Raw genomic sequence first — 20,571 nt, 5'->3', positions numbered from 1 at the left:
GATGTCCCGGTTACCGGCGGTAGATACCGCGGGTAACCGGGACATCCGCACCAATCAGTCCCTCACTTCCACACTCGGGCCCGCCACGGCATCCCTGCGGCGCCCGAATCCGGGGTGCGGACCGCGAGGACCTGGTTCACCCCGAGCTGGTTGCGCTCGAAGCCGAGGGCGCAGGCCGCCATATAGAGGCGCCACACCCGGGCGCGCCCCGGGCTGGTAAGCCGGACCCCGCGCTCCCAACCAGCCTCCAGGTTGGCCACCCACTCCCTCAGCGTCAGCGCGTAGTGCTCGCGGAGCGACTCGACGTCCCGCACCTCGAAGCCGGCCCGCTCCAGCTGGGTCACCGTGGTGCCGACGGGGGCGAGTTCGCCGTCGGGGAAGACGTAGGAGTCGATGAACCCGTCGAGTTCGTACGACGACTCGTCCTGCACCGGGCGCCGGGAGATCTGGTGGTTGAGCAGCCGCCCGCCGGGGGTGAGGAGCCGGTAGAGGTCCTGGGCGTACTCCAGGTACTTCTCCGCCCCCACGTGCTCGGCCATCCCTATGGAGGAGATCGCGTCGTACGGCCCGTCGGCCACATCGCGGTAGTCCTGTACGCGGATCTCGACCCGGTCGGTCAGTCCCTCGTCGGCGACGCGCTTGCGGGCGTAGGCCGCCTGCTCCTGGGAGAGGGTGATGCCGACGACGTGCACGCCGTACTCACGGGCGGCGTGGATCGCCATCGAGCCCCAGCCGCAGCCGACGTCGAGCAGGCGCTGTCCCTCCTGGAGGGCGAGCTTGCGGCAGACGAGGTCGAGCTTGTCGTGCTGGGCCTCTTCGAGGGTCGCGTCCGGGCCCGGCCAGTAGGCGCAGGAGTACACCATGGACGGGCCGAGGACGATCTCGTAGAAGTCGTTGCCGACGTCGTAGTGGTGGCTGATGGCGCGCTTGTCGGTGCGCCGGGTGTGCAGATGGCCGCGGGTACGGCGGATCTCCTCGGGCGGCGGGGCCGGGGGCAGGGGCAGGCCGGCGAGGCGGACCAGGCCGGCCACCGCGGACCTGATCTGCGGGTCGCGCAGCAGCTGGAGGGTCGTACGGCTGTCCTCGCGTTCCCAGACGGCCCCGGAGAGCAGGCCGAGGGCGCCGTAGAAGTCGCCCTCGATCTCGAGGTCGCCGGCCACCCAGGCGCGGGCCAGGCCCAGCTCGCCCGGCTTCCACAGGAGCCGGCGCACGGCGCGCCGGTTGCGCAGGAACAGGGCCGGCGCATCGGGCGGACCCGCCTGCGAGCCGTCCCAGGCCCGGATGCGTAGCGGGAGCTCGGCTCCCAGCAGCTGTTCCAGCAGGCTCTTCAGCCGCGACGCGGCATCGGCCATGACGCACACCTCCGTGACAAGAATCCCGGGACTCTTCGTTCAGGTGAACAACGGCACGCCCTTGTACAGTCCCCCGCCCGGGAACACCGAAGGACCTCCCGCACCACGGATGGCGGGAGGCCCTCGGTTCAATCAGCCGGTCGGGGGACCGGCGCCACTCAGGAGGCCTTGGCCTCGGTCTTCTCCGGCTTGGGCAACGGTGGGGGCGACTCGGGGCGCGGCCCCCGGGAACGCCGAAGGGCCCCCTGCACCACGGATGGCAGGGGGCCCTTCGCTTGGCGCATCGGCTCAGCGACCGGTACCGGTCAGGAAGCCTTCGCCTCGGTCTTCTGCTCCGGCTTCGCGGCCGCGGGCACCGGCTTGGCGGCCTCGTAGAACTCCTCGCGGGGGTGCTCCATCGCGCCAAGGGAGACGACCTCGCGCTTGAGGAACATGCCGAGGGTCCAGTCGGCGAAGACACGGACCTTGCGGTTCCAGGTCGGCATGGCCAGACCGTGGTAGCCGCGGTGCATGTACCAGGCGAGACGGCCCTTGAGCTTGATCTTCATCTTGCCCATGACGATCATCGCGACGCCCTTGTGCAGGCCGAGACCCGCGACGGCGCCCTTGTTGCCGTGGCTGTAGTCCTTCTGCGGGAAGCCGCGCATCCCGGAGATGACGTTGTCACCGAGGACCTTGGCCTGCCGCAGCGCGTGCTGGGCGTTCGGCGGGCACCAGGCGTTCTCGTTGCCGGCCTTGCGGCCGACGAGGTCCGGGACCTGGGCGTTGTCGCCGGCGGCCCAGATGTAGTCGGTGCCCTGGACCTGGAGGGTGGTCTGGGTGTCGACGTGACCGCGGGGGCCGAGGGGGAGGCCGTAGCGGGAGAGGACAGGGTTCGGCTTGACGCCGGCGGTCCAGACGATCGTGCTGGAGTCGACCTCCAGGCCGTTCTTGAGCACCACGTGGCCGTCGACGCAGGAGTCCATCGAGGTGGAGAGGTAGATCTCCACACCGCGGCTCTCCAGGTGCTCCTTGCCGTACTGGCCGAGCTTGGGGCCGACCTCGGGCAGGATCTTGTCGGCCGCGTCGACGAGGATGAACCGCATGTCCTCGCGGGAGACGTTGGTGTAGTACTTGGCCGCGTCGCGGGCCATGTCCTCGACCTCGCCGATCGTCTCGGCGCCGGCGAAGCCACCGCCGACGAAGACGAAGGTGAGCGCCTTGCGGCGGATGTCCTCGTCCTTCGTGGAGTCGGCCTTGTCGAGCTGCTCGAGGACGTGGTTGCGCAGGCCGATGGCCTCCTCGACGCCCTTCATGCCGATGCCCTGCTCGGCGAGGCCGGGGATCGGGAAGGTGCGGGAGACCGCGCCGAGCGCGATCACCAGGTAGTCGAAAGGCAGCTCGTACGCCTCGCCCACGAGGGGGGCGATCGTGGCGACCTTGCGGTCCTGGTCGATGGTGGTGACCCGGCCGGTGAGAACCTCCGCCTTCGGCAGCACGCGTCGCAGCGGGACGACGACGTGGCGCGGGGAGATGTTGCCGGCGGCGGTTTCGGGGAGGAAGGGCTGGTAGGTCATGTACGACCGGGGGTCGACGACCGTGACGGTCGCCTCGCCGTAGCGCATCTTCTTGAGGATGCGCCGAGCTGCGTACAGGCCTACGTACCCACCGCCTACTACGAGGATCCTGGGACGCTCCGTGGTGCTCATGGCATCGAGTATCCACCCGCCCCAGGGGGGTCGCTCGTGCGCCCCTTCACAAGCTTGCCGAGGGTGTGTGTTATCCTCCGCGACCCGCGTGATCCAGATCATGGCGCGGAGGGGGAACCCCGGGGTAGGGGCCACCGTTGTCAATGCCGCGTGAGCTGCCTCTCCGCACCGGAAGCCGTTCCGTGAGGACCTCCCGCGAGCCCCTCCCGCACCTCTCCCCGGAGGTCCGCATCCCCCCGTTTTGAACGTGTTCACAGGGGTGTTGGGACCCCGGAAGGGCCAACCGGGCCACATTCGTCGCCCGACGGGGCCCAATTCCTTGTGAAGAACTTCACGATGTTTCTCGGCGGGGTGCCCCGGAGGGCCGTTTCACGGCCCCCCAGAGGCGCTCATTCGTGCGTTCCACCTGCTCAGGGGAGGACTGCGCGGAACCTTACGCCACGCTCCAGGCGATGCCGTCGAGGATGTCGTGCTCGCTCACGACGACCTCCTCGGCGCCGATCCGCTCCATGATCGACAGGAGGACGAGGGCTCCGGCGGCGATGACGTCGACGCGGCCCGGGTGCATCGCCGGATGCGCCGCGCGCTGTGCGTGGGTGGCCTTGAGGAGGGCGTCACTGATGCCCTTGACCCGGTCGCGGCCGATCCGCGAGTGGTGGATCCGCGCGGAGTCGTACTCGTCCAGTCCCAGCGCGATCGCCGCGACCGTCGTGACCGAGCCGGCCAGGCCGACCAGCGTGCGCGCCTCGGCCAGCGGCACGGTCTCCCCGGCCAGGTCGAGGGCGGCCTCGATGTCGGCGCGCATCGCCGCGATCTGCGCCCCGGTGGGCGGGTCGGTGACCTTCCCGTCCACGACCAGGTGCCGCTCGGTCATCCGCACGCACCCGACGTCCACGGAACGGGCCGCGCGCACCCGGTCGTCGCCGACCACGAACTCCGTCGAGCCGCCGCCGATGTCCACGACCAGGTAGGGCTTGGCGAGGTCGTCGCTGCCCGTCAGCTCCTTGGTGGCGCCGGTGAAGGAGAACTCCGCCTCCTGGTCCCCGGAGATCACCTCGGGCTCGACGCCGAGGATGTCGAGGACGCCCCGTACGAACTCCTCGCGGTTCTCCGCGTCCCGGGAGGCCGAGGTCGCCACGAACCGCACCCGTTCGGCGCCGTGCTCCTTGATGACGGCCGCGTACTCCCGGCAGGCCGCGAAGGTCCGCTCCAGTGCCTCGGGGGCCAGCCGCCCGGTCCGGTCGACGCCCTGCCCGAGCCGCACGATCGTCATCCGGCGGTCCAGGTCGACCAGTTCCCCGGTCGCCGGGTCCGCGTCCGCGACGAGGAGCCGGATGGAGTTCGTACCGCAGTCGACGGCGGCGACCCGCGTCACCGGTCTTCCTCCGCTACGGCCGTCACGCACGGCCCCTTCCGCCACCACTCCGGCAGCATCGCGAGCGCCTCGTCGCCGAGCGGGTTGACGCCGGGCCCCGCGGCCAGCGAGTGACCGACCAGGACGTGCAGGCACTTGACCCGGTCCGGCATGCCGCCGGCGCTCGGGAAGCCCTCCAGGACCTCGATGGCGTCCCGGCGGGCGAGGTAGTCCTCATGGGCGGCCCGGTACGCCTTCGCGAGCTCCGGGTCGCTCTGGAGCCGCTCGGTCATCTCCTTCATGACGCCGTTCGCCTCCAGGGTGCCGATCGCCGAGGCGGCGCGCGGGCACGTCAGGTAGTACGTCGTCGGGAAGGGCGTGCCGTCGGGGAGGCGGGGCGCCGTCTCCACCACGTCCGGCTGACCGCAGGGGCAGCGGTGCGCGATCGCGCGCAGTCCGCGCGGCGGCCGGCCGAGCTGCTGCTCGAAGGCCTCCACGTCCGCGTCGGTGGGCTCGGTGCGCGGGGTGGAGGGCGGGGGCGTTTCCATGCCTGTCTTTCTATCGGTCGGTCTACTGGTCGGAGGCGTCGGACTTGTCGACCCCGTCCCAGACGTTCGAGTACCAGGGGCGGTCGGCGGCCCCGAGGTCGGCGCGGGACTGCTTCGCCGCGTCCGGGTCGACCACGATGAACCCGGTCTCCCCCGGCATCACGTAGTGCAGCCGCTGGCGGATCTGCTGCTCCGCGTACGCGTCGTCCTGCCAGCGTGCCTTGAGGTCGCGCAGCTTCTCGACCCGCTCGGCGGCCTGGGCCTTCTCGCGCCGCAGATCGGAGATCTCGGCGCGCTGGGAGACGTACTGCCTTATCGGGTACGCCAGCGCCACCACGAGCGTGCACAGCACCAGGGCGAGCAGCGCGGCCCGGCCGGTGAGGCGGGAGCGGCGGGCCTGCCGCTTGGTCTGGGAGCGGTAGACACGGGCCGCCGTCTGTTCGCCGAGCAGCCTGATCCTGGTCGTGGTGGAGAACCGGTCCCGGTCCTTCACGGCCATGTTCCCGCCTCCCGTTCACACGCGCGTACGTCCCCGCACACGGTACGGGACCGGTGCGGGGACGTACGTACGACTGGCTAAGCCTTAGCCCTGCCGGGGTGAGCCCTTGACGGTGCTCAGCCCTTGAAGCGCGGGAAGGCGCTGCGGCCGGCGTACACCGCCGCGTCGTCGAGGATCTCCTCGATGCGCAGCAGCTGGTTGTACTTGGCGACGCGCTCGGAGCGGGCCGGGGCGCCGGTCTTGATCTGGCCGCAGTTGGTGGCGACGGCGAGGTCGGCGATGGTGACGTCCTCGGTCTCGCCGGAGCGGTGGGACATCATGCACTTGAAGCCGCTGCGCTGGGCGAGCTCGACGGCGTCCAGGGTCTCGGTCAGCGAGCCGATCTGGTTCACTTTGACGAGCAGGGCGTTGGCGGCGCCGTCGTCGATGCCGCGGGCCAGGCGCTCGGGGTTGGTGACGAAGAGGTCGTCGCCGACGATCTGGACCTTGTCGCCCAGCTTGTCGGTGAGGACCTTCCAGCCGGCCCAGTCGTCCTCGAACAGCGGGTCCTCGATGGAGACGAGCGGGTAGGCCGCGACGAGCTCCTCGTAGTACTCCGTCATCTCGGCGGCGGAGCGGTCCTTGCCCTCGAACTGGTACTTGCCGTCCTTGTAGAACTCGGAGGCGGCGACGTCGAGCGCCAGGGCGACCTGCTCGCCGGGGATGTAACCGGCTTCCTTGATGGCTTCGAGGATGAGGTCGAGGGCGGCACGGTTGGACTCGAGGTTCGGGGCGAAGCCGCCCTCGTCGCCGAGGCCGGTGGACAGGCCCTTGCTCTTCAGGACCTTCTTGAGGGTGTGGTAGACCTCGGTGCCCCAGCGCAGCGCCTCGGAGAAGGACTCCGCGCCGATCGGGGCGATCATGAACTCCTGGATGTCCACGTTGGAGTCGGCGTGCGAGCCGCCGTTCAGGATGTTCATCATCGGAACGGGCAGCAGGTGCGCGTTAGGGCCGCCCAGGTAGCGGAAGAGCGGGAGGTCGCTGGCCTCGGAGGCGGCGTGGGCGACGGCGAGGGAGACGCCGAGGATGGCGTTGGCGCCGAGCGAGCCCTTGTTGTCGGTGGCGTCCAGGTCGAACATCGCCTGGTCGATCAGGCGCTGCTCGGTGGCGTCGTAGCCGACGAGCTCCGGGCCGATCTGCTCGATGACCGCGAGGACGGCCTTCTCGACGCCCTTGCCCTGGTAGCGGTTGGGGTCACCGTCACGCAGCTCGATGGCCTCGAAGGCACCGGTGGAGGCGCCGGACGGGACGGCGGCACGGCCGGTGCTGCCGTCGTCGAGGCCGACCTCGACCTCGACGGTGGGGTTCCCTCGCGAGTCGAGGATTTCCCGGGCTACGACGACGTCGATGGACGGCACGAGCATCTCCTTCTTGGATGTGACACGGTCCGCCGGGACCGCGGTGTGTTCTGCGAGACGAGCCTAACCGGCTCCCGGGTATCGGCCACTGTGCGGACCGACCTGTGGACGAAACCGAGAGCAAATTGTTCCTGAACTGAACAAAGACGGTCGCCCAAGCGCGCACAAAAAAGCCCCGCCCCGGTGCGTACGGGGGAACACGCACCGGAGCGGGGAGCCCGTGGGGACGGGGGGTGACCCTCACGAGGCCTTCAGTATGAGGACCACGGATGTGAGGGCGCTGTGGTTCACCTGAGTATTACTTCAGGTGCAGCTGCTGACCCGGGTAGATGAGGTTCGCGTCCTCGATGATGTCCTTGTTCAGCTTGAACAGCTTCTGGTAGCCGCCCTTGACCTTGTGCTTCTCGGCGATCGAGCTGAGGGTGTCACCCTTGACGACCTTGTACTCGCCGTCGCCCTTCTTGACCTTCTTGCCGGTCGGGGTGGTGACGGTCTTCTTGGCCGCCGGACGCTCGGTGGAGCGGGAGGCGCTCTGCTCGTTCGAACGGGTGCTGGTGGAGCTGTTCGAAGAGCTGTTGCTCGACGAGCTGCTGCTGCCGCTGTACGTGGCGCCGGACAGGCCCACGCCGCAGGTCGGCCAGGCGCCCTTGCCCTGGGAGGCGAGGACCTTCTCGGCGATCTCGATCTGCTGGGCCTTGGAGGCCTGGTTGGCGGTCGAGGCGTAGGCGGTGCCGCCGTACGCGGCCCAGGTGGAGGCCGAGAACTGCAGGCCGCCGTAGTAGCCGTTGCCGGTGTTGATGGACCAGTTGCCGCCCGACTCGCACTGGGCGACGGCGTCCCACTCGGAGGCGGTGGCGGCGGAGGCGTTGCCGGCCGCCATCAGCGGGGCGGCGATGGCGACACCGGTGACGCCGGCGAGCGCGGCGGCGCGGGTGGCCTTGGACGGACGACGGTGCTTGCCCTTGCCGGAAAACAGCATGGATCGATCCCCTCACCGACGCCTGCGAGGTGAGCTGTCGGGTTCGGGCCGGTTGAGTTGCCCGGTCGCGCTCGGCGCCTTTCGGCTCCTTGCGCGGCTTCACCCCAAGCCGGTCCAGCGTTTCCGCTGGGCCCGGCGCCTACCTTGGGTCCCCCGCTCCTGCCTACGGCGCTTGACGCGACGACTGTTCCCGTACGGCCGCTGGCAGGATTCGGCGTTGCGACTGTCGGGGCTCGGGTTGCCGAGCGGTGACGACGGTAGACACGCGATCCGGGGAATTTCAAAGACGATCAGGGCTTCTGAGACTCATCCCACACTTTCGCCAAAGCGGACATTCGGCGCGAAGTATGACGTGAACTCCCGCTGTTTTTCGGGGTTTTTACGCCCTATTCCGCCCCTGTGTCGAGCTTCTGACCAGCCTCGATGTTGCTCGGGTCGGCACCGATGACGCTCTTGTTCTTCTCGTAGAGCGCACGCCATCCGCCGTCGAGGCCAAGGGAGTCGGCGATGGAGGCGAGGGAGTCGCCCTCCTGGACCGTGTACGTCCGCGCGGCATGCCGGCCGGCGGTGGAGTCCGTCTCGGCCGCCTTGGTCTCCACGGCGCTGTCGCCGCGGTGCTTGCCGGAGCCGAGGGAGGCGACGTCGACGAGGGCCGAAGAGCCGCCCTCCCGCCAGGAGTTGTCGGATGCGTCACTTTCCGGGATCACCGGGGACGAACTGTCGGATTCCTGTGCGCCGTCTTTGCCGGAGCTGTCGGAGCCGTCGGACGCCTCGGAGCCCGACTTGCCGGACTCGGCTGAATTGTCGGCACTGGCGGACGGCGAAGGCGTCGCGGAGGACCCGTCGATCGAGTCGAGCAATCCGGAAGAATCGCCCGAATCAGATGAATTGGACGAACCGTCGGCGCCCGAGGAGTCGGCGGAACCGGACGACCCGGATGACTTGGACGACTCGGACGCCGAGGGTGAGGGCGTACCGCTCCCCACGCCCGTGTCGACGTCGTCCGCCGCGGAGTCCTTGCTGAGCCCGGCGAGCAGACCGCAGGTCGGCCAGGCGGCGATGCCCTGGTCCGCGAGGATCTTCTCGGCCACGGCGATCTGCTGGTTGCGGCTGGCGAGGTCGGCCGTCTCAGCGTACTGGAGGCCGCCGTACTTCTCCCAGTTCTCCTGGGAGACCTGGAGGCCGCCGTAGTAGCCGTTGCCCGCGTTCTCGCTCCAGGAGCCGCCGCTCTCGCAGTTGGCGACCTGGTCCCAGGTGGTACCGGTGGCCGCGCTCGCGCCGGTCGCCCCGAGCAGCGGGATCGCGATGGCGGATCCCGTCACACCGGCCGCGACGAGCAGGGCCGGGGCTTGACGGGGGCGACGGTGACGACCGTTCCCGGAGAGCATGCGGGGACCTTTCCCGAGACTGCAGAGACCCGCGCGGCGGACGAGTGGACCCGCCACGCTGGTCCGTGAACGTATCGGCAGTCGATCACTTGTCACAAGTTAATGCCGCGTAGATCACGTGAAGATCACAGACTTGAGAGCGTGTCATGTTTGGCCTGTCTGCGCCGTCATGGAGGGAGAGCTTCCGGTCGATTACCGGACCGGTGTGAACTCCACGGGCAAAGTACGCAGTCCACGCATGATGAGCCCCCCGCGCCAGCGCAACTCCGCCGGATCCACGGCGAGTTGGAGATCCGGGAGCCGGGTGAGGAGCGTGCCGAGCGCGGTCTGGCCCTCCAGCCGGGCCAGCGGTGCGCCGAGGCAGTAGTGGATGCCGTGGCCGTAACCGAGGTGCTGATTGTCACGCCGTCCGAGGTCCAGCACGTCCGGGTCGGCGAACTTCTCCGGGTCCCGGTCCGCGGCGGCGAGCACGACCAGCACGGGGTCGCCGGCCGCGATCTCCTGCCCGCCGATGCTGAGCGGCTCGGTCGCGAACCGCCAGGTCGCCAGCTCGACGGGGCCGTCGTAGCGGAGGAGTTCTTCTACGCCGGTCTCCAGGAGGCCACTCTGTCTGTCGGCGAGGGACTGTTGAAGCCGTTGGCGCTGCTCGGGGTGGGTGAGCAGGGCGTAGGTGCCGTTGCCGATGAGGTTGACGGTGGTCTCGAAGCCGGCGAACAGCAGGATGAAGGCCATCGCCGCGGCCTCGTTCTCGGTGAGGTGCTCGCCGTGGTCGGAGGCGCGGATGAGCCCGGAGATCAGGTCCTCGCCGGGGCCGGGCGCGTCGGGCAGCGCCTCGCGCTTGCGGTGGATCAGCTCGGCGAGATACCCGCGCATCTTCTTCACGGACCGCGCGACCCCGCCGCGCGGCCCGCCCCCGTGGCGGATCATCATGCCCGCCCAGTCCCGGAAGTCGTCCTGGTCCTCCTCGGGGACGCCGAGCAGGTCGCAGATCGCGTAGATGGGGAGCGGAAAGGCGAACTCGTGGATGAGGTCGGCGGAGCCGGTGGCCGCGAACCCGTCGATGAGACGGTCGGTCAACTCCTGCACCCGGGGCGCGAACTCGGCCACCCTTCTCGGCGTGAACGCCTTGCTGACGAGCCGTCGCAACCTGGTGTGGTCCGGCGGATCGATGTTCAGCAGATGCGTCATCAACTCCGCCTTGCGCTCCCCGGGGATACCGGTCTTCCCCTTCGCGTGCGCCGGCTCGTCATGGTGCGCCGGGTTCTTGGAGAGCCGGTTGTCGGCGAGCGTCTGCTTGGCATCCTGATACCGCGTGACCAGCCACGCCTCCACACCGCTGGGGAGCCGGGTCTTGTGCACGGGCGCGTGCTCACGGAGCCAGGCGTAGGCGGGGTAGGGATCGGTGGCGAACTCCCAGGTGAAGAGTTCGGGGGCGGGGGTCGGGGACGCGGGGGTGGCGGTGGGCTGGTCGGTCACTCCCTGACGTTATCCGGGTTTCCCTGGAGTGCCTTCCGGGCGGCGGGGTGGCCCAGGTCGGCGGCCTTGCGGTACCAGGCGGCGGCTTCGTCTTCGACACCTTGCCTGTGCAGAAGGTCGGCCAGGCGGTAGGCACCGTAGGCGTCGCCGAGTTCGTAGGCTTGCTCGTACTTCTTGCGGGCCTTGTCCGGGTGTCCCTTTTTCTCCAGTACGGCGCCGAGGTGGGCGATGTCCAAGGGGTGGTCGCTCGTGTCCGAGAAATACTCTTCGGCATCGTCCAGGGTCGCGGGGAGGTAGACCCCCTCCAGCAAGCCGGCAGCCACCTCGTCGCCGGAGTCCTCCGCTCTGGTCAGGAAGACCTTGGCCACCTCGGCCGAGTTCAGCAGGAGGAAGTACATGCCCAGACTCCTGGCGACAGGGGCGTAGTGGTGCTCCTGGGCCCAGGTGTAGTGGACCGACGCCTCGTCGAGTTCGCCGCGTCCCAGCGCGATGTCGCCGAGCTGGTGCGCAGCCTCCATGTCCTCCTCGTCCGCGGCTCTCTTCAGCCAATTCTTCGCCAACGTCAGATGAGCCTGTCCGACGAGCCGCTCCGCTCGTCCGTCCCCGTTCCTGTCGACCGCCACCGCCATCCGCAGATACGGCAGCGCCTGCTCCGCCTTTCCACGCGCCAGCAGCAGCTCACCGACGTGCCCCGCCAGCTCATCCTTCCCGGCGTCGACCGCCTTGCGGAACCAGTCCACGGCCGTGGCCTCGTCCCCGGCGTCCTCACTCAACAGGCCCATCATGTGCAGGGCCTCGGCGTCGCCGGCCCCGGCTTTGGGTTCGAAAACGGCTTGGGCGGCCCTACTGACGCCGCGGTGCACGTCGGTGTCGTAGCCCGTCCCCTCCAACGCACACCGCCAGACAGCGACCGGCACCTCCGACAACCGCGCGTCCCGTAAGGCGTCCGCGACCAGCGACCCGTACGCATGCCACGTCCCGTCCTCTTCTCCCCGCACCAGCAGCCCGGTCACCCCGTGCCGCCGCTCGGCCGCCCACGCGAACGCCTCCGCCGGCGACTCGCGTCCCATATCGGCGTCGTAGGCACCACACGTCCTGTCCAGCAGCGCCACCGGTATGGCCCCGGTGACACCACACCGTGCGAGGTCGACGGCAGCGCGCACCAAGAGGTGGCCTCGGGGGTGTGGACCGCCCGGTCTGGCCGCGCGTCGCCACAGGTCCCACAGCTCGGGGCCAACGGCGAGGTACTCCGGGACACTGCGCTCGCCACGCCAATGCAAGGCGTCGACCAGCCGGGCATCGTCCGCGGCGGCCCGGTCCAGTCTCCCGAGTTCCTCCGCGCTCCAGGTGGAGCCCAACTCGACGGTCACCGCACGGCTGAGAACGCGAGAAGCCGGTCCGTCGCCGAAGCGGTACTCGTCGTACAGCTCGTCCCTCATCGTCGCGAGCACCTGTACATGGAGTGCGCTGAGTTGAGACAGCAGCGTGGCGTCCAGGCCGTGCTCACCAAGATGCCCCTCCAACTCGTCGAGCCAGAGCACGTACGACCCGTCTCGGTCCCGCAGCACTCCGGGCAGGCCACGGAGGTCCGTACCAGGCGCCGGGGCGTGGATTCGGGTGGTGTCCGGCAGGCCCCGAGGACCGGCCAAGCACTCCCAAGCGGTGCGGGTCTTCCCCGAAAGGGGACCGCCGGTGACCACGATCAGGCTCGCCTTGCCGAGAGGCGCGTCATCGGTGCGATCGGCGTCGCGCGGGACATAAGGCGGAACCTCGGACTCCCCGTCCGCTCGCCGACAAGGCCGCACTCCCAGGGTGATCGGGTCGACATCCCGAACGTACGGCCAGGTGTCAGGGGCGGACACCGTTCCTCCGGACTGCTGCTGACCGTAGTTGTGCTGTACCCCGACCACCTGCCCGTGGAAGGTGCTCTGCCGGAAGTCGATGTGGTCGTCGGCCAGACCGGGCGCGGGATCTGGCTCGGGATCGGACTCGGGCTCGGGCTCGGGCTCGGAGAACTCCTTGATCAGATCCCGGAGGTCCTCCGAGGCGGCGGAGAGGTCCGGCGCCTCCAACAGCGCCTCGGCGAGCCGGCGCTGCCACCGCCGTTCGGCCAGACTCCCCTCGGTGTATCCGTCCTGGCGTTCACCGAGGTTCTCGAGGTCCCTGGCGTAGAAGTCCTGGCCCGCATCCGCCAACCAGTCGCCGAAGCCCTCCCGGATCAGGATCCAGTTCTCCGACCTCATCCCGGCCAGGAACACCGCGGTGCCCTCGGCCACCAACCGCTCCAACTCCGGTCGCACGTACGCCCCCACGCCCCTCAACCGTCATTGATTCAACGGTATCGGCCCACAGCCGGGCCTCACCCCCCGCTCTCCGCCCGACGGATCGCGTCCCGGTACGCCCGCGCCGCCGCCCGCAGTGCCGCCTCCGGGTCGATTCCCTCCGATTCGGCGTGCATGGCCAGGGCCAGGAGGGCGTAGCCGATGCCCTCCGTGTGGGGCGGCCGGACGTCCAGGCCCGCCGTCCGTACCCGGGACGCCAGTTTTGCCGTGAGGGCGAGGGCCGGCTGGCCGAGGGGGATGCCGTCGGTCACCGAGTCGCGTTGCTTCTCTATCGCCTTGGTGCGCAGCCAGTGCGCCTTGACCTCCTCCGGAGTCGTCGCCGTCTCGTCGCCGAAGACGTGGGGGTGGCGGTGGATGAGCTTGCTGACGATGCCGCCGGCGACGTCGTCGATGGAGAAGGGGGCGTCCGGGTCGTCCTCCGCTATACGGGAGTGGAAGATCACCTGGAGCAGGACGTCCCCGAGTTCCTCGCGGAGTTCGTCGCGGTCGCCCTCCTCGATGGCCTCGACGAGTTCGTACGCCTCCTCGATGCCGTACTTCGCCAGGCCCTTGTGGGTCTGCTGGGAGGACCAGGGGCACTCGGCGCGGATGCGGTCCATGACCTGGACGAGGTCGAGGAGCCGGGCGCCCGGGAGGTCGTAGGAGGCGGGGAGCAGTTCCAGCTCGGGCATGCTCACGCGTCCGGAGCCGGCCAGGCGGGCCAGGCCGTCGGTGAGGGCCGGTTCGCCCTCGCCGGTCGCCACGACCACGACCGTGTGTCCACCCGCGCACCCGGCGACCAGTTCCTCGGCGGTCGGGGACGTCTCCTCGACCCGTATCCCCGCCTCGCGCAGATACGGCAGCTGCGGGTGGGCGCCGTCCGCGCACAGGACACGGTCGGCGGCGTGCAGCGCCTGCCAGGCGGGCCAGGACAGCAGGCCGGGGGCGACACGGTGGCTGGTGGTGAGCAGGACGATGCGGCCGGGGGCGGTCTCGGGGTCGGGGGTGGCTTCGGAGCCGGTTGCGTTCACGATTCGAAGCTAACGCACGGCGCCGACGGGGAGATCAGTTTGTCCACAGGCCGGGGGTGGCGGTGCGATCGTACGACTTACACGCAGCGCCGCCGTACCGCTACGCCGTCCCCGCACTCCCCGCCGTCGTCACCTCGCGCACCCACGGCGTCTTCGCGTCCACCCGGCTGCTCTTCTGGACGTCCCAGGTGCCGTAGCGCGGGTTGAGGTCGACGTGGAGGTCCTTGGACGCCTTGCTCAGGGCGCTCCAGAAGGCCGGTTCGCCGGTGTCCGTGCCGAGCTTCGCGGCGAGCTTCTGGGCCTCCAGCTGGAGCCGGAGGTTGTCGTCGAGCCGCTCGGGCGCGATGCCGTACTGCTGGAGCCAGGCCGTCTCCAGGCCCTTCGCGCCGCCCGCCTGCTGCTCCAGGCCGGACCGCAGCGCCTGGACCTCCTTGCGGCTGACGCTCACGCCCGCGTCCGCGGCGGCGCGGTGCAGCACCTCGTCGAGGACCATGCCGTGCAGCACGTCCCGGGTGAGGCCGCCGGTCTTGGCGATGGCCTGCGCGTACTGCGTCTCGTCCGGGACGGCCGCCCGCTGGGCCTCGCGCACCTCGCTGACCCGGTTCTCCAGTTGCGCGACGGTGATCCGCTGGCCGCCGACCACGGCCGCCGCGCCCGGATGCGCGTCACTTCCGCAGGCGGTGAGGAGCGGGGCCGCGGCGATCGCGGCGGTGAGCAGGAGCGCGGTGCGACGACGACGGCGGTGCAAGGAGGCCTCCCGAGGAGATTGTGCGACGGTGCACAAAGTCTTGCGGTGATCGATGGTAGGCAGCGGGACAGCTCTGGCCAACCCATTCGACCAACGATTCACCGGGACTTCGGGCACCGCCGCGCCCCGCGGGCGGGCACACGCGCGTGCGAGGGCTCAGCCGGTGATGGCCACCGGCGCGTCCCAGGCGTCCCGGTCGACGGTGATCGTGTAGCCGTTCCTCGTCTCCTTGCTGTTGACGAGGTACTGGTGGCCGCGGCTGTGGTCGGTGAACTGGGTCGAGCCGAACGGCCAGTCCGTGGTCGTGGTGTTCTGCTTGTCCCACAGGGCGTACCAGAGGTTGCCCGGCAGGTCGGTCTTGTCGGTGGCCTTGGCGATCGCCTTCGCGCTGGAGCTGGCGAAGCCGTAGAAGCCCGCGCGGTACACCTTGGCGCGCAGCTCCTTGTCGAAGGCGCGCACATAGGTGAGCACGGCGTTGTTGCACGACGTGTTCGTGATGTCGTACGACTCCATGTCCAGGTAGACCGGGCTGCCGGCCTTCAGGCCGAGCGCGGCGGACTTGGCGACGGCGTCGTCCGCGTCCGTCTTGCCGAGGGAGGCGGCCGTAGTGGCGGTCAGCTTCTCCGGATTGGAGCCGGACTGGCAGGGGGGCTGGGCGCCGACGTAGATCGGGATGAGCTTCCAGCCGACCGCGCTGACCGACTTGACCCAGGAGGCGGTGAGGTTGGGCTGGGAGCAGCCGCGGTTCTTGCCGCCCACGTAGACGGCGGCGGCGCCGTAGAGGCCGCCCTTCCATGCCTTCATCGCGGAGAGGGAGGGCGCGGCGCAGGTGTCGAAGGCGCGCCCTGTGTACGTCTTCTGGGCGGGCCAGGTGGTGGCGGCCATGGAGGTCTGCGCGGCGATGCCCGCTCCGGCGACCACGGCGGCCCCGGTGACGCCCCAGATGACGTATCTGCGCTTCTTGGACTGCCGATGGCCGGACATGAGAACCCCACCCCTGGTTGCGCTGTGCGTGGCTGAAACGAAGCGCAAAGCTATCCGGCGCCGGTCCTGCCTTTCGGAAACGCATTCCCCTGAAGATCACAAGATTCCCCCAGGGAGCGGCAAAATCTAGCCGCGCACCTGGCTCAGCCACTGCAGCGTGCGGCGGACGTCGGCCGCTAGCGGGTGTCCGGGGCCCTGGAGTCGTTCCACGTCGTGCAGCAGTCGTACGAGGGTGTCCTGGGCGGCGGCGCGGTCGCCGAGGGCGAGCAGGAGGTGGCCGATGCGGCGGCGGACGTCATGGGCGAGCTCGGGGTCGCCGGCCACGTACTGGTTCTCGTAGTACGGCAGCAGGGCGCGGTATTCGGCCAGCGCGGCCGCGGGTTCGCCGAGCTGTTCCAGGCACTGGGCGGCGTCGCCGCGGAAGCGCAGGGCCTGGGGATCGGCCTGGCCGGCCTCGGCGGCGCGTTCGTCGGCGAGGCGGCGCAGTTCGGGCAGTGCGCGCCGGTACTGGCCGTCGTCCATGAGGGTGGCGGCGTACTGCTTGCGCAGGGTGCGCACGACCGGGGAGTGCGCGCCGTGCTGTTCGGCGGCGGCGGGCAGGATCGCGCCGAGGATGTCGACGGCCTGGGTGATGCGGCCCTCCCCGAGGAGCCGCTTGACCTCGTCGACGGCGCGCGCGACGTCCGGTTTCTCGGCCTTGGCGGGCACCGGCGTGGCGGGAGCGGGCTGCGGCGCGGGGGTGCGGGCGCGGTCCGGCCAGGGGGCGTGCGGGCGCAGGAAGGGCCGGGTGGGGTCCAATGGTGCTCCCGTCGGCGTCCCGCGCGGCGGCAGGAGCAGCGCGAGGTCCTCGTAGACGTCCTGTGCGGAGGCCGGGCGGTGCTGCGGGTCCTTGGCGAGCAGCCTGAGGACGAGCGCCTCCAGCGCCTCCGGCACCTCGGGACGCAACCGGCGCACGGGCAGCGGGGGTTCGTACAGGTGCCGGTGGAGCACGCCGAGCGCCGTGGAGCCCGCGAAGGGGACCTCGCCGCTGAGGAGTTCGTGCAGCAGCACGCCGAGCGCGTACAGGTCGGTGTACGGGCCGACCGCGCCCCCCATGGCCTGCTCGGGCGCCATGTAGGCGGGCGAGCCGATGGGCGACCCGGTGTGGGTCAGGCGGGTGGTGTCGGTGTCCATGACGGAGGCGACACCGAGGTCGAGGACCGTGACCGTGCCGTCCTGCTTCACCATGACGTTGCGCGGCTTGAGGTCGCGGTGGACGATCGGCACGGCGTGCACGGCGCTCAGGACGGCGCACAGCTGGGCCGCGACCGCCACCGCCCACTGCCACGGGTACGGGTCGTGCTCGGCGAGGTGGTCGGAGAGGTCCGCGCCGTCGACGTACTGCATGACGAGGAACAGCTCCTCGCCCTCGCTGCCCGCGTCGTGCACGGTGACCAGCCCCGGGTGGTCGACCTGCGCGGTCACCCGGCACTCGCGCACGAACCGGCGGCGCAGCTCGTCCGCCTCCGCGCCCGCCACCTTGTCGGGGCGCAGCAGCTTCACCGCCACGCGCCGGTCCAGCCGCTGGTCGTACGCCGTCCACACCTGGCCCATACCGCCCTGCCCGATGAGCGTGGACAGTTCGTAGCGGCCGGCGACGACACGTCCTGTCGCCACGGTCACCTTCCGCCCTCGTGGTTGCCGTCGTGCCTGCGCAGATAGTCACTGAGCTCGTCGAGTTCGGCGCGCACCTGGTCGATCCTGGCGGGCGCGGGGCGCTGCGGCGGGGGCGGGACGGGGGGTTGCGGGGTCGGGGTCGGCGTCGGGGCGGGGGCCGGTGTCTGGTGCAGGGTCGTCGCGGTGTTGTAGTACGGCGGCTGCGGCTGTGGGTAGCCGTAGGCGGGCGCCGGTGCCGGGGGCCCGGCCGGGGCGGGCTGCGGGGCGTAGGGGCCGTAGCGGAGCTGGTGGAAGTGGCGTATGTCGGCCGAGAGGTAGTACGAGATGGCGCCGACCAGGGTGCCGAACAGCAGGGCCATGCCCGTCCAGCCGCCCACTGTGTGGATCTCCTCGCCGGACTCGGTGCCGATCAGGACGAGCGCGGCGATGTCGGCGACCATGGCCGTCGCGAACAGGCCCCAGTCGAGCCCCTTGCGCGTCACGATCGCCAGGCGCAGCAGCATCGCCCAGGCCAGCAGGCCGATGCTGAAGATGCCGATCACCACGAACAGCACGCGCAGCAGAACCAGCCATGCCGTGTGGGGCGGCTGCTTCGACGGCTGTGGGTAGCCGTGGCCATGCATGACAGCTCCTGGGGCCCGCGGTGGGCGTAGGAGGGTGGCCGACACCCGGCAACCCCGTTCGTGCGTTTGTCGGTTCGAGCGTATAGGCCGACACCGACAAGCGGTCCCGGGTTGTATCGAACCGTTGTCGAGCTGATCACTTCGCGGGACGGGCCAGGTGGGGCGGAGGGAGCGCTTCCGCCCTGGCCTGGATCGACGGCACGCGCGCGTGGCATTCGTACGGCGGCGCCGATCCGTCAGTCCGGCGTGACCGTCCCGTCGGTGAGGCCGTCGTACATGCCGCGCACGAGCTGCTCCCCGAGCCGGCCCGCGTGCCGCAGCGCGCGCTCGAACTCGTCGAGCGCCCGGAAACGCGCCCCATAACGCCGCTGTTCGTCGAGCGGGAGCCGGGGCAGCTGGAGCCTGCGCACGTCCAGCCGGGTCGCCGTGGAGGCGTAGCTGCTGGCCTGGCGGTTGTTGGCCGTACCGCGCAGGAAGCCGGCGAGGAACCAGGGGTCGAGCGCCGTGGGGTCGGGGCGCAGGAGGACGAGGTTGCGCCCCAGGGCGGCACCGGAGGCCGCCTCGTCGATCACGCGCGCGACCGAGCCGCCGCCGAGCACCGGCACCACCACGTCGCCCGCTGCGGTGAGCACGGCTTCCTCGTCGCTCTCCGGGAGCGACCCGGAGGGGTCCGTTCCGGCGAGGACGTCGTGGTCGGTGAGAACGGGCACACGCGCGTGGCCGCCGTTTCCGCCCGTACGCATCACCAGGGCGCCGCCTCGCGCGAGTTCGCCGACGGTGGTGAGCGGCCAGCGCGCGGGGTGCGGGGCGCCCGCGTTCGGCGGGGTGAGGTCGGCGGTCAGCCGCAGGGTCTCGTTCAGGCGCTCCCGTACGGCCGTGAGCTGCTCGGCGCCGTCGGCGACCGCCGGGGGCGGCAGATGGCGGGCGGGGGCGAGGTCGACGTCGTCGTCGAGCAGGTCGATGACCGGCAACGAACGCGCCAGCCCCGGTCGTTCGGCCAGCCGGCCGTCCCGGTCGAAGGCCCGCCAGGTGTCCAGTACGGCCTCCCGAACGGCCCGCCAGTCCGGCCCGCCGCGCCCCTCACCGGCGAAGTCCCCGGTGTCGACGAGCAGCACCTGCGGCTGCGCGGGCGCCTTCTCCGGCCGCCGCAGCACCCACAGGTGGAGGGGGATGTTGTACGGCGGCGCCGCCCCGACCGGCAGCGCGATCACGGCGTGCAGGGCGCCGCGGCGCAGCAGGTCGGCGCGGATACGGCGGCCCGAGCGGCGGGAGGCGGCGGCGGGCGGCATGAGCAGGACGGCGGTGCCGCCCTCCTTGAGGCGCGCGAGGGCGTGCTGGACCCAGGCCAGCTCGGACTCGTTGCGGGCCGGGAAGCCGTACTCCCAGCGGGGGTCGTAGGCGAGCTCGTCGTGGCCCCAGTTGCGCTCGTTGAACGGCGGGTGGCACAGGACGGCGTCGGCGCGCAGGGCCGGGAAGGCGTCCTCGCGCAGGGTGTCGCCGGTGGCGCCGCGGACGTCGGCCCGGGTGTGCAGGGCGAGCCGGAGCGCGGTGAGGGCGGCGAGCTCGGGGGCGCTGTCCTGGGCGTAGAGCTCCAGGTCGGGGGCGGGGGCGGCGGCGCGCAGCAGGGTGCCGGTGCCGCAGGCCGGGTCGAGGACGGTGCGGGCGGGGCCGGCGAGGGCGGCCATGAGAACGGCCAGGTCGTTCGGGGTGAGCGTGTACTGGCGCGGGTTGGCGTCCAGGAGCCGGCCGAGCAGGAACTCGAAGGTCTGGCGCGCGCTCAGCTCGGCGGCGAGTTCGGCGACACCGCGCAGGAGGGGGGTGGAGGGGAGGAGGGAGGGGCCGGTGGGGGCGTGAACGGCGGGGCGGGTGTTCACGGGGTGCGGGGCGTTCACGGCGGTGGGGCTGTGAACACCGGGTGAGGTGTTCACGGGGGCGGGGCTGTGAACGCCGGGGGCGCTGTGAGCGGATGGTGGGGTGTTCACAGTGGGCGGCTGACCCTGCCCGGGCCGGGTGTTGACCGATCGCGAGGTGTTCACGGAGCGCCGGGTGTTCACAGCCGACGACGGGCCGAAGCGTGGTGTCAGTACGTCCTGGAGGGCGCCGGTCAGGATCGCCGCGAGGCGCTCGTCGGAACCCGCGCTCGCGTCCAGCCAGACCGTCGGGCGGTCGTGGATCAGCAGCAGGACACAGCCGGCGTGGGTGAGGGCGGTGACCGGGCCCTCGGGGTGGCCGGAGAGCTGTTGCCAGACGCGTTCGCGCAGCGGCACCTCGGCGAGTTTTCCCTGCTTGCGCAGCCAGGACTCGACCTCGGCGAGGGCGAAGGACGGGCTGGTCTCGGTGCCGCCGACGGGTTTGGGGAAGTCGGCGTGGCGGCGCCGCCAGTTGCTGACGGCGGCCCGGCCGACGCCGGCCAGGCGTGCGATGCCGGCGGCGGTCACCTCAGTCGCGTTGTCCACGTTCTCCACGTTGCCCTGCACCCCGCCCGCTCCCGTCGTCGTGCCGCGCGCCTCGCGCCCCCGTGTGTGAC

At 70.8% G+C, this 20,571-nt stretch carries 16 protein-coding genes and 1 riboswitch; all 16 genes read right to left on the bottom strand.

The genetic code is table 11. The features are described from left to right. Positions 1-62: 62 nt before the first annotated feature. The 16 genes from ABZ896_RS36290 to ABZ896_RS36215 all read right to left on the bottom strand — a co-directional run bounded on the left by ABZ896_RS36290 (position 63) and on the right by ABZ896_RS36215 (position 20,509). The gene (locus ABZ896_RS36290; protein ID WP_360938703.1) at positions 63-1,352 is read right to left on the bottom strand and encodes a class I SAM-dependent methyltransferase; all 1,290 of its coding nucleotides are present in this window, start codon (positions 1,350-1,352) and stop codon (positions 63-65) included. 305 nt (positions 1,353-1,657) lie between these two features. Then, on the bottom strand, positions 1,658-3,040 hold the full coding sequence (locus ABZ896_RS36285; protein WP_360938701.1) for an NAD(P)/FAD-dependent oxidoreductase: 1,383 nt from the start codon (positions 3,038-3,040) through the stop codon (positions 1,658-1,660). A gap of 433 nt (positions 3,041-3,473) precedes the next feature. Further along, positions 3,474-4,415 carry a Ppx/GppA phosphatase family protein gene (locus ABZ896_RS36280; protein ID WP_360938698.1) on the bottom strand — a complete coding sequence of 314 codons (942 nt, stop codon included), beginning with the start codon at positions 4,413-4,415 and terminating at the stop codon, positions 3,474-3,476. After that, the gene (locus ABZ896_RS36275) at positions 4,412-4,942 is read right to left on the bottom strand and encodes a DUF501 domain-containing protein (protein ID WP_360938695.1); all 531 of its coding nucleotides are present in this window, start codon (positions 4,940-4,942) and stop codon (positions 4,412-4,414) included. The genes ABZ896_RS36280 and ABZ896_RS36275 overlap by 4 nt, the downstream gene beginning before the upstream one ends. A 22-nt stretch (positions 4,943-4,964) precedes the next feature. Beyond that, positions 4,965-5,441: a septum formation initiator family protein gene (locus tag ABZ896_RS36270; RefSeq protein WP_360938692.1), complete on the bottom strand. Its 477-nt coding sequence runs from the start codon at positions 5,439-5,441 to the stop codon at positions 4,965-4,967. A gap of 116 nt (positions 5,442-5,557) precedes the next feature. Then, entirely contained in the window at positions 5,558-6,844 is a 1,287-nt protein-coding gene (gene eno / locus ABZ896_RS36265; protein WP_057610369.1) for a phosphopyruvate hydratase, read from the bottom strand. A gap of 292 nt (positions 6,845-7,136) precedes the next feature. After that, on the bottom strand, positions 7,137-7,817 hold the full coding sequence (locus tag ABZ896_RS36260) for a transglycosylase family protein (RefSeq protein WP_360938688.1): 681 nt from the start codon (positions 7,815-7,817) through the stop codon (positions 7,137-7,139). A gap of 4 nt (positions 7,818-7,821) precedes the next feature. After that, positions 7,822-7,998: riboswitch (cyclic di-AMP (ydaO/yuaA leader) on the bottom strand. 205 nt (positions 7,999-8,203) lie between these two features. Further along, a complete protein-coding gene (locus ABZ896_RS36255) occupies positions 8,204-9,205 on the bottom strand; it encodes a transglycosylase family protein (RefSeq protein ID WP_360938685.1) in 1,002 nt (333 codons plus the stop codon). 192 nt (positions 9,206-9,397) lie between these two features. Beyond that, positions 9,398-10,681: a cytochrome P450 gene (locus ABZ896_RS36250; RefSeq protein ID WP_360938682.1), complete on the bottom strand. Its 1,284-nt coding sequence runs from the start codon at positions 10,679-10,681 to the stop codon at positions 9,398-9,400. Beyond that, a complete protein-coding gene (locus tag ABZ896_RS36245; RefSeq protein WP_360938679.1) occupies positions 10,678-12,993 on the bottom strand; it encodes a hypothetical protein in 2,316 nt (771 codons plus the stop codon). The genes ABZ896_RS36250 and ABZ896_RS36245 overlap by 4 nt, the downstream gene beginning before the upstream one ends. A gap of 47 nt (positions 12,994-13,040) precedes the next feature. Then, entirely contained in the window at positions 13,041-14,033 is a 993-nt protein-coding gene (locus ABZ896_RS36240) for a nucleoside triphosphate pyrophosphohydrolase (protein ID WP_360938676.1), read from the bottom strand. A gap of 100 nt (positions 14,034-14,133) precedes the next feature. Further along, positions 14,134-14,781: a SurA N-terminal domain-containing protein gene (locus ABZ896_RS36235; protein WP_360938673.1), complete on the bottom strand. Its 648-nt coding sequence runs from the start codon at positions 14,779-14,781 to the stop codon at positions 14,134-14,136. Between the two features lie 156 nt (positions 14,782-14,937). Then, complete coding sequence (locus ABZ896_RS36230) at positions 14,938-15,765, bottom strand: glycoside hydrolase domain-containing protein (RefSeq protein ID WP_360938670.1); 828 nt, start codon at positions 15,763-15,765, stop codon at positions 14,938-14,940. Between the two features lie 126 nt (positions 15,766-15,891). Then, on the bottom strand, positions 15,892-17,385 hold the full coding sequence (locus tag ABZ896_RS36225; protein WP_360938707.1) for a protein kinase: 1,494 nt from the start codon (positions 17,383-17,385) through the stop codon (positions 15,892-15,894). Between the two features lie 38 nt (positions 17,386-17,423). Next, a complete protein-coding gene (locus ABZ896_RS36220) occupies positions 17,424-18,044 on the bottom strand; it encodes a hypothetical protein (RefSeq protein ID WP_360938668.1) in 621 nt (206 codons plus the stop codon). 236 nt (positions 18,045-18,280) lie between these two features. Beyond that, entirely contained in the window at positions 18,281-20,509 is a 2,229-nt protein-coding gene (locus ABZ896_RS36215) for an N-6 DNA methylase (RefSeq protein WP_360938705.1), read from the bottom strand. Positions 20,510-20,571 lie beyond the last annotated feature (62 nt).

Origin of the sequence: Streptomyces sp. NPDC047072, from assembly GCF_040643855.1 — a bacterium.
Taxonomy (GTDB): Bacteria; Actinomycetota; Actinomycetes; order Streptomycetales; family Streptomycetaceae; genus Streptomyces.
This window is presented reverse-complemented; position numbering and strand designations above follow the sequence as displayed.

What these genes read in the sequence shown, in the direction of transcription:
- ABZ896_RS36290 (WP_360938703.1), bottom strand. Translation starts at nt 1,352, where the DNA reads ATGGCCGATGCCGCGTCGCGGCTGAAGAGCCTGCTGGAACAGCTGCTG.
- ABZ896_RS36285 (WP_360938701.1), bottom strand. Translation starts at nt 3,040, where the DNA reads ATGAGCACCACGGAGCGTCCCAGGATCCTCGTAGTAGGCGGTGGGTAC.
- ABZ896_RS36275 (WP_360938695.1), bottom strand. Translation starts at nt 4,942, where the DNA reads ATGGAAACGCCCCCGCCCTCCACCCCGCGCACCGAGCCCACCGACGCG.
- ABZ896_RS36270 (WP_360938692.1), bottom strand. Translation starts at nt 5,441, where the DNA reads ATGGCCGTGAAGGACCGGGACCGGTTCTCCACCACGACCAGGATCAGG.
- eno (WP_057610369.1), bottom strand. Translation starts at nt 6,844, where the DNA reads ATGCTCGTGCCGTCCATCGACGTCGTCGTAGCCCGGGAAATCCTCGAC.
- ABZ896_RS36260 (WP_360938688.1), bottom strand. Translation starts at nt 7,817, where the DNA reads ATGCTGTTTTCCGGCAAGGGCAAGCACCGTCGTCCGTCCAAGGCCACC.
- ABZ896_RS36255 (WP_360938685.1), bottom strand. Translation starts at nt 9,205, where the DNA reads ATGCTCTCCGGGAACGGTCGTCACCGTCGCCCCCGTCAAGCCCCGGCC.
- ABZ896_RS36230 (WP_360938670.1), bottom strand. Translation starts at nt 15,765, where the DNA reads ATGTCCGGCCATCGGCAGTCCAAGAAGCGCAGATACGTCATCTGGGGC.
- ABZ896_RS36220 (WP_360938668.1), bottom strand. Translation starts at nt 18,044, where the DNA reads ATGCATGGCCACGGCTACCCACAGCCGTCGAAGCAGCCGCCCCACACG.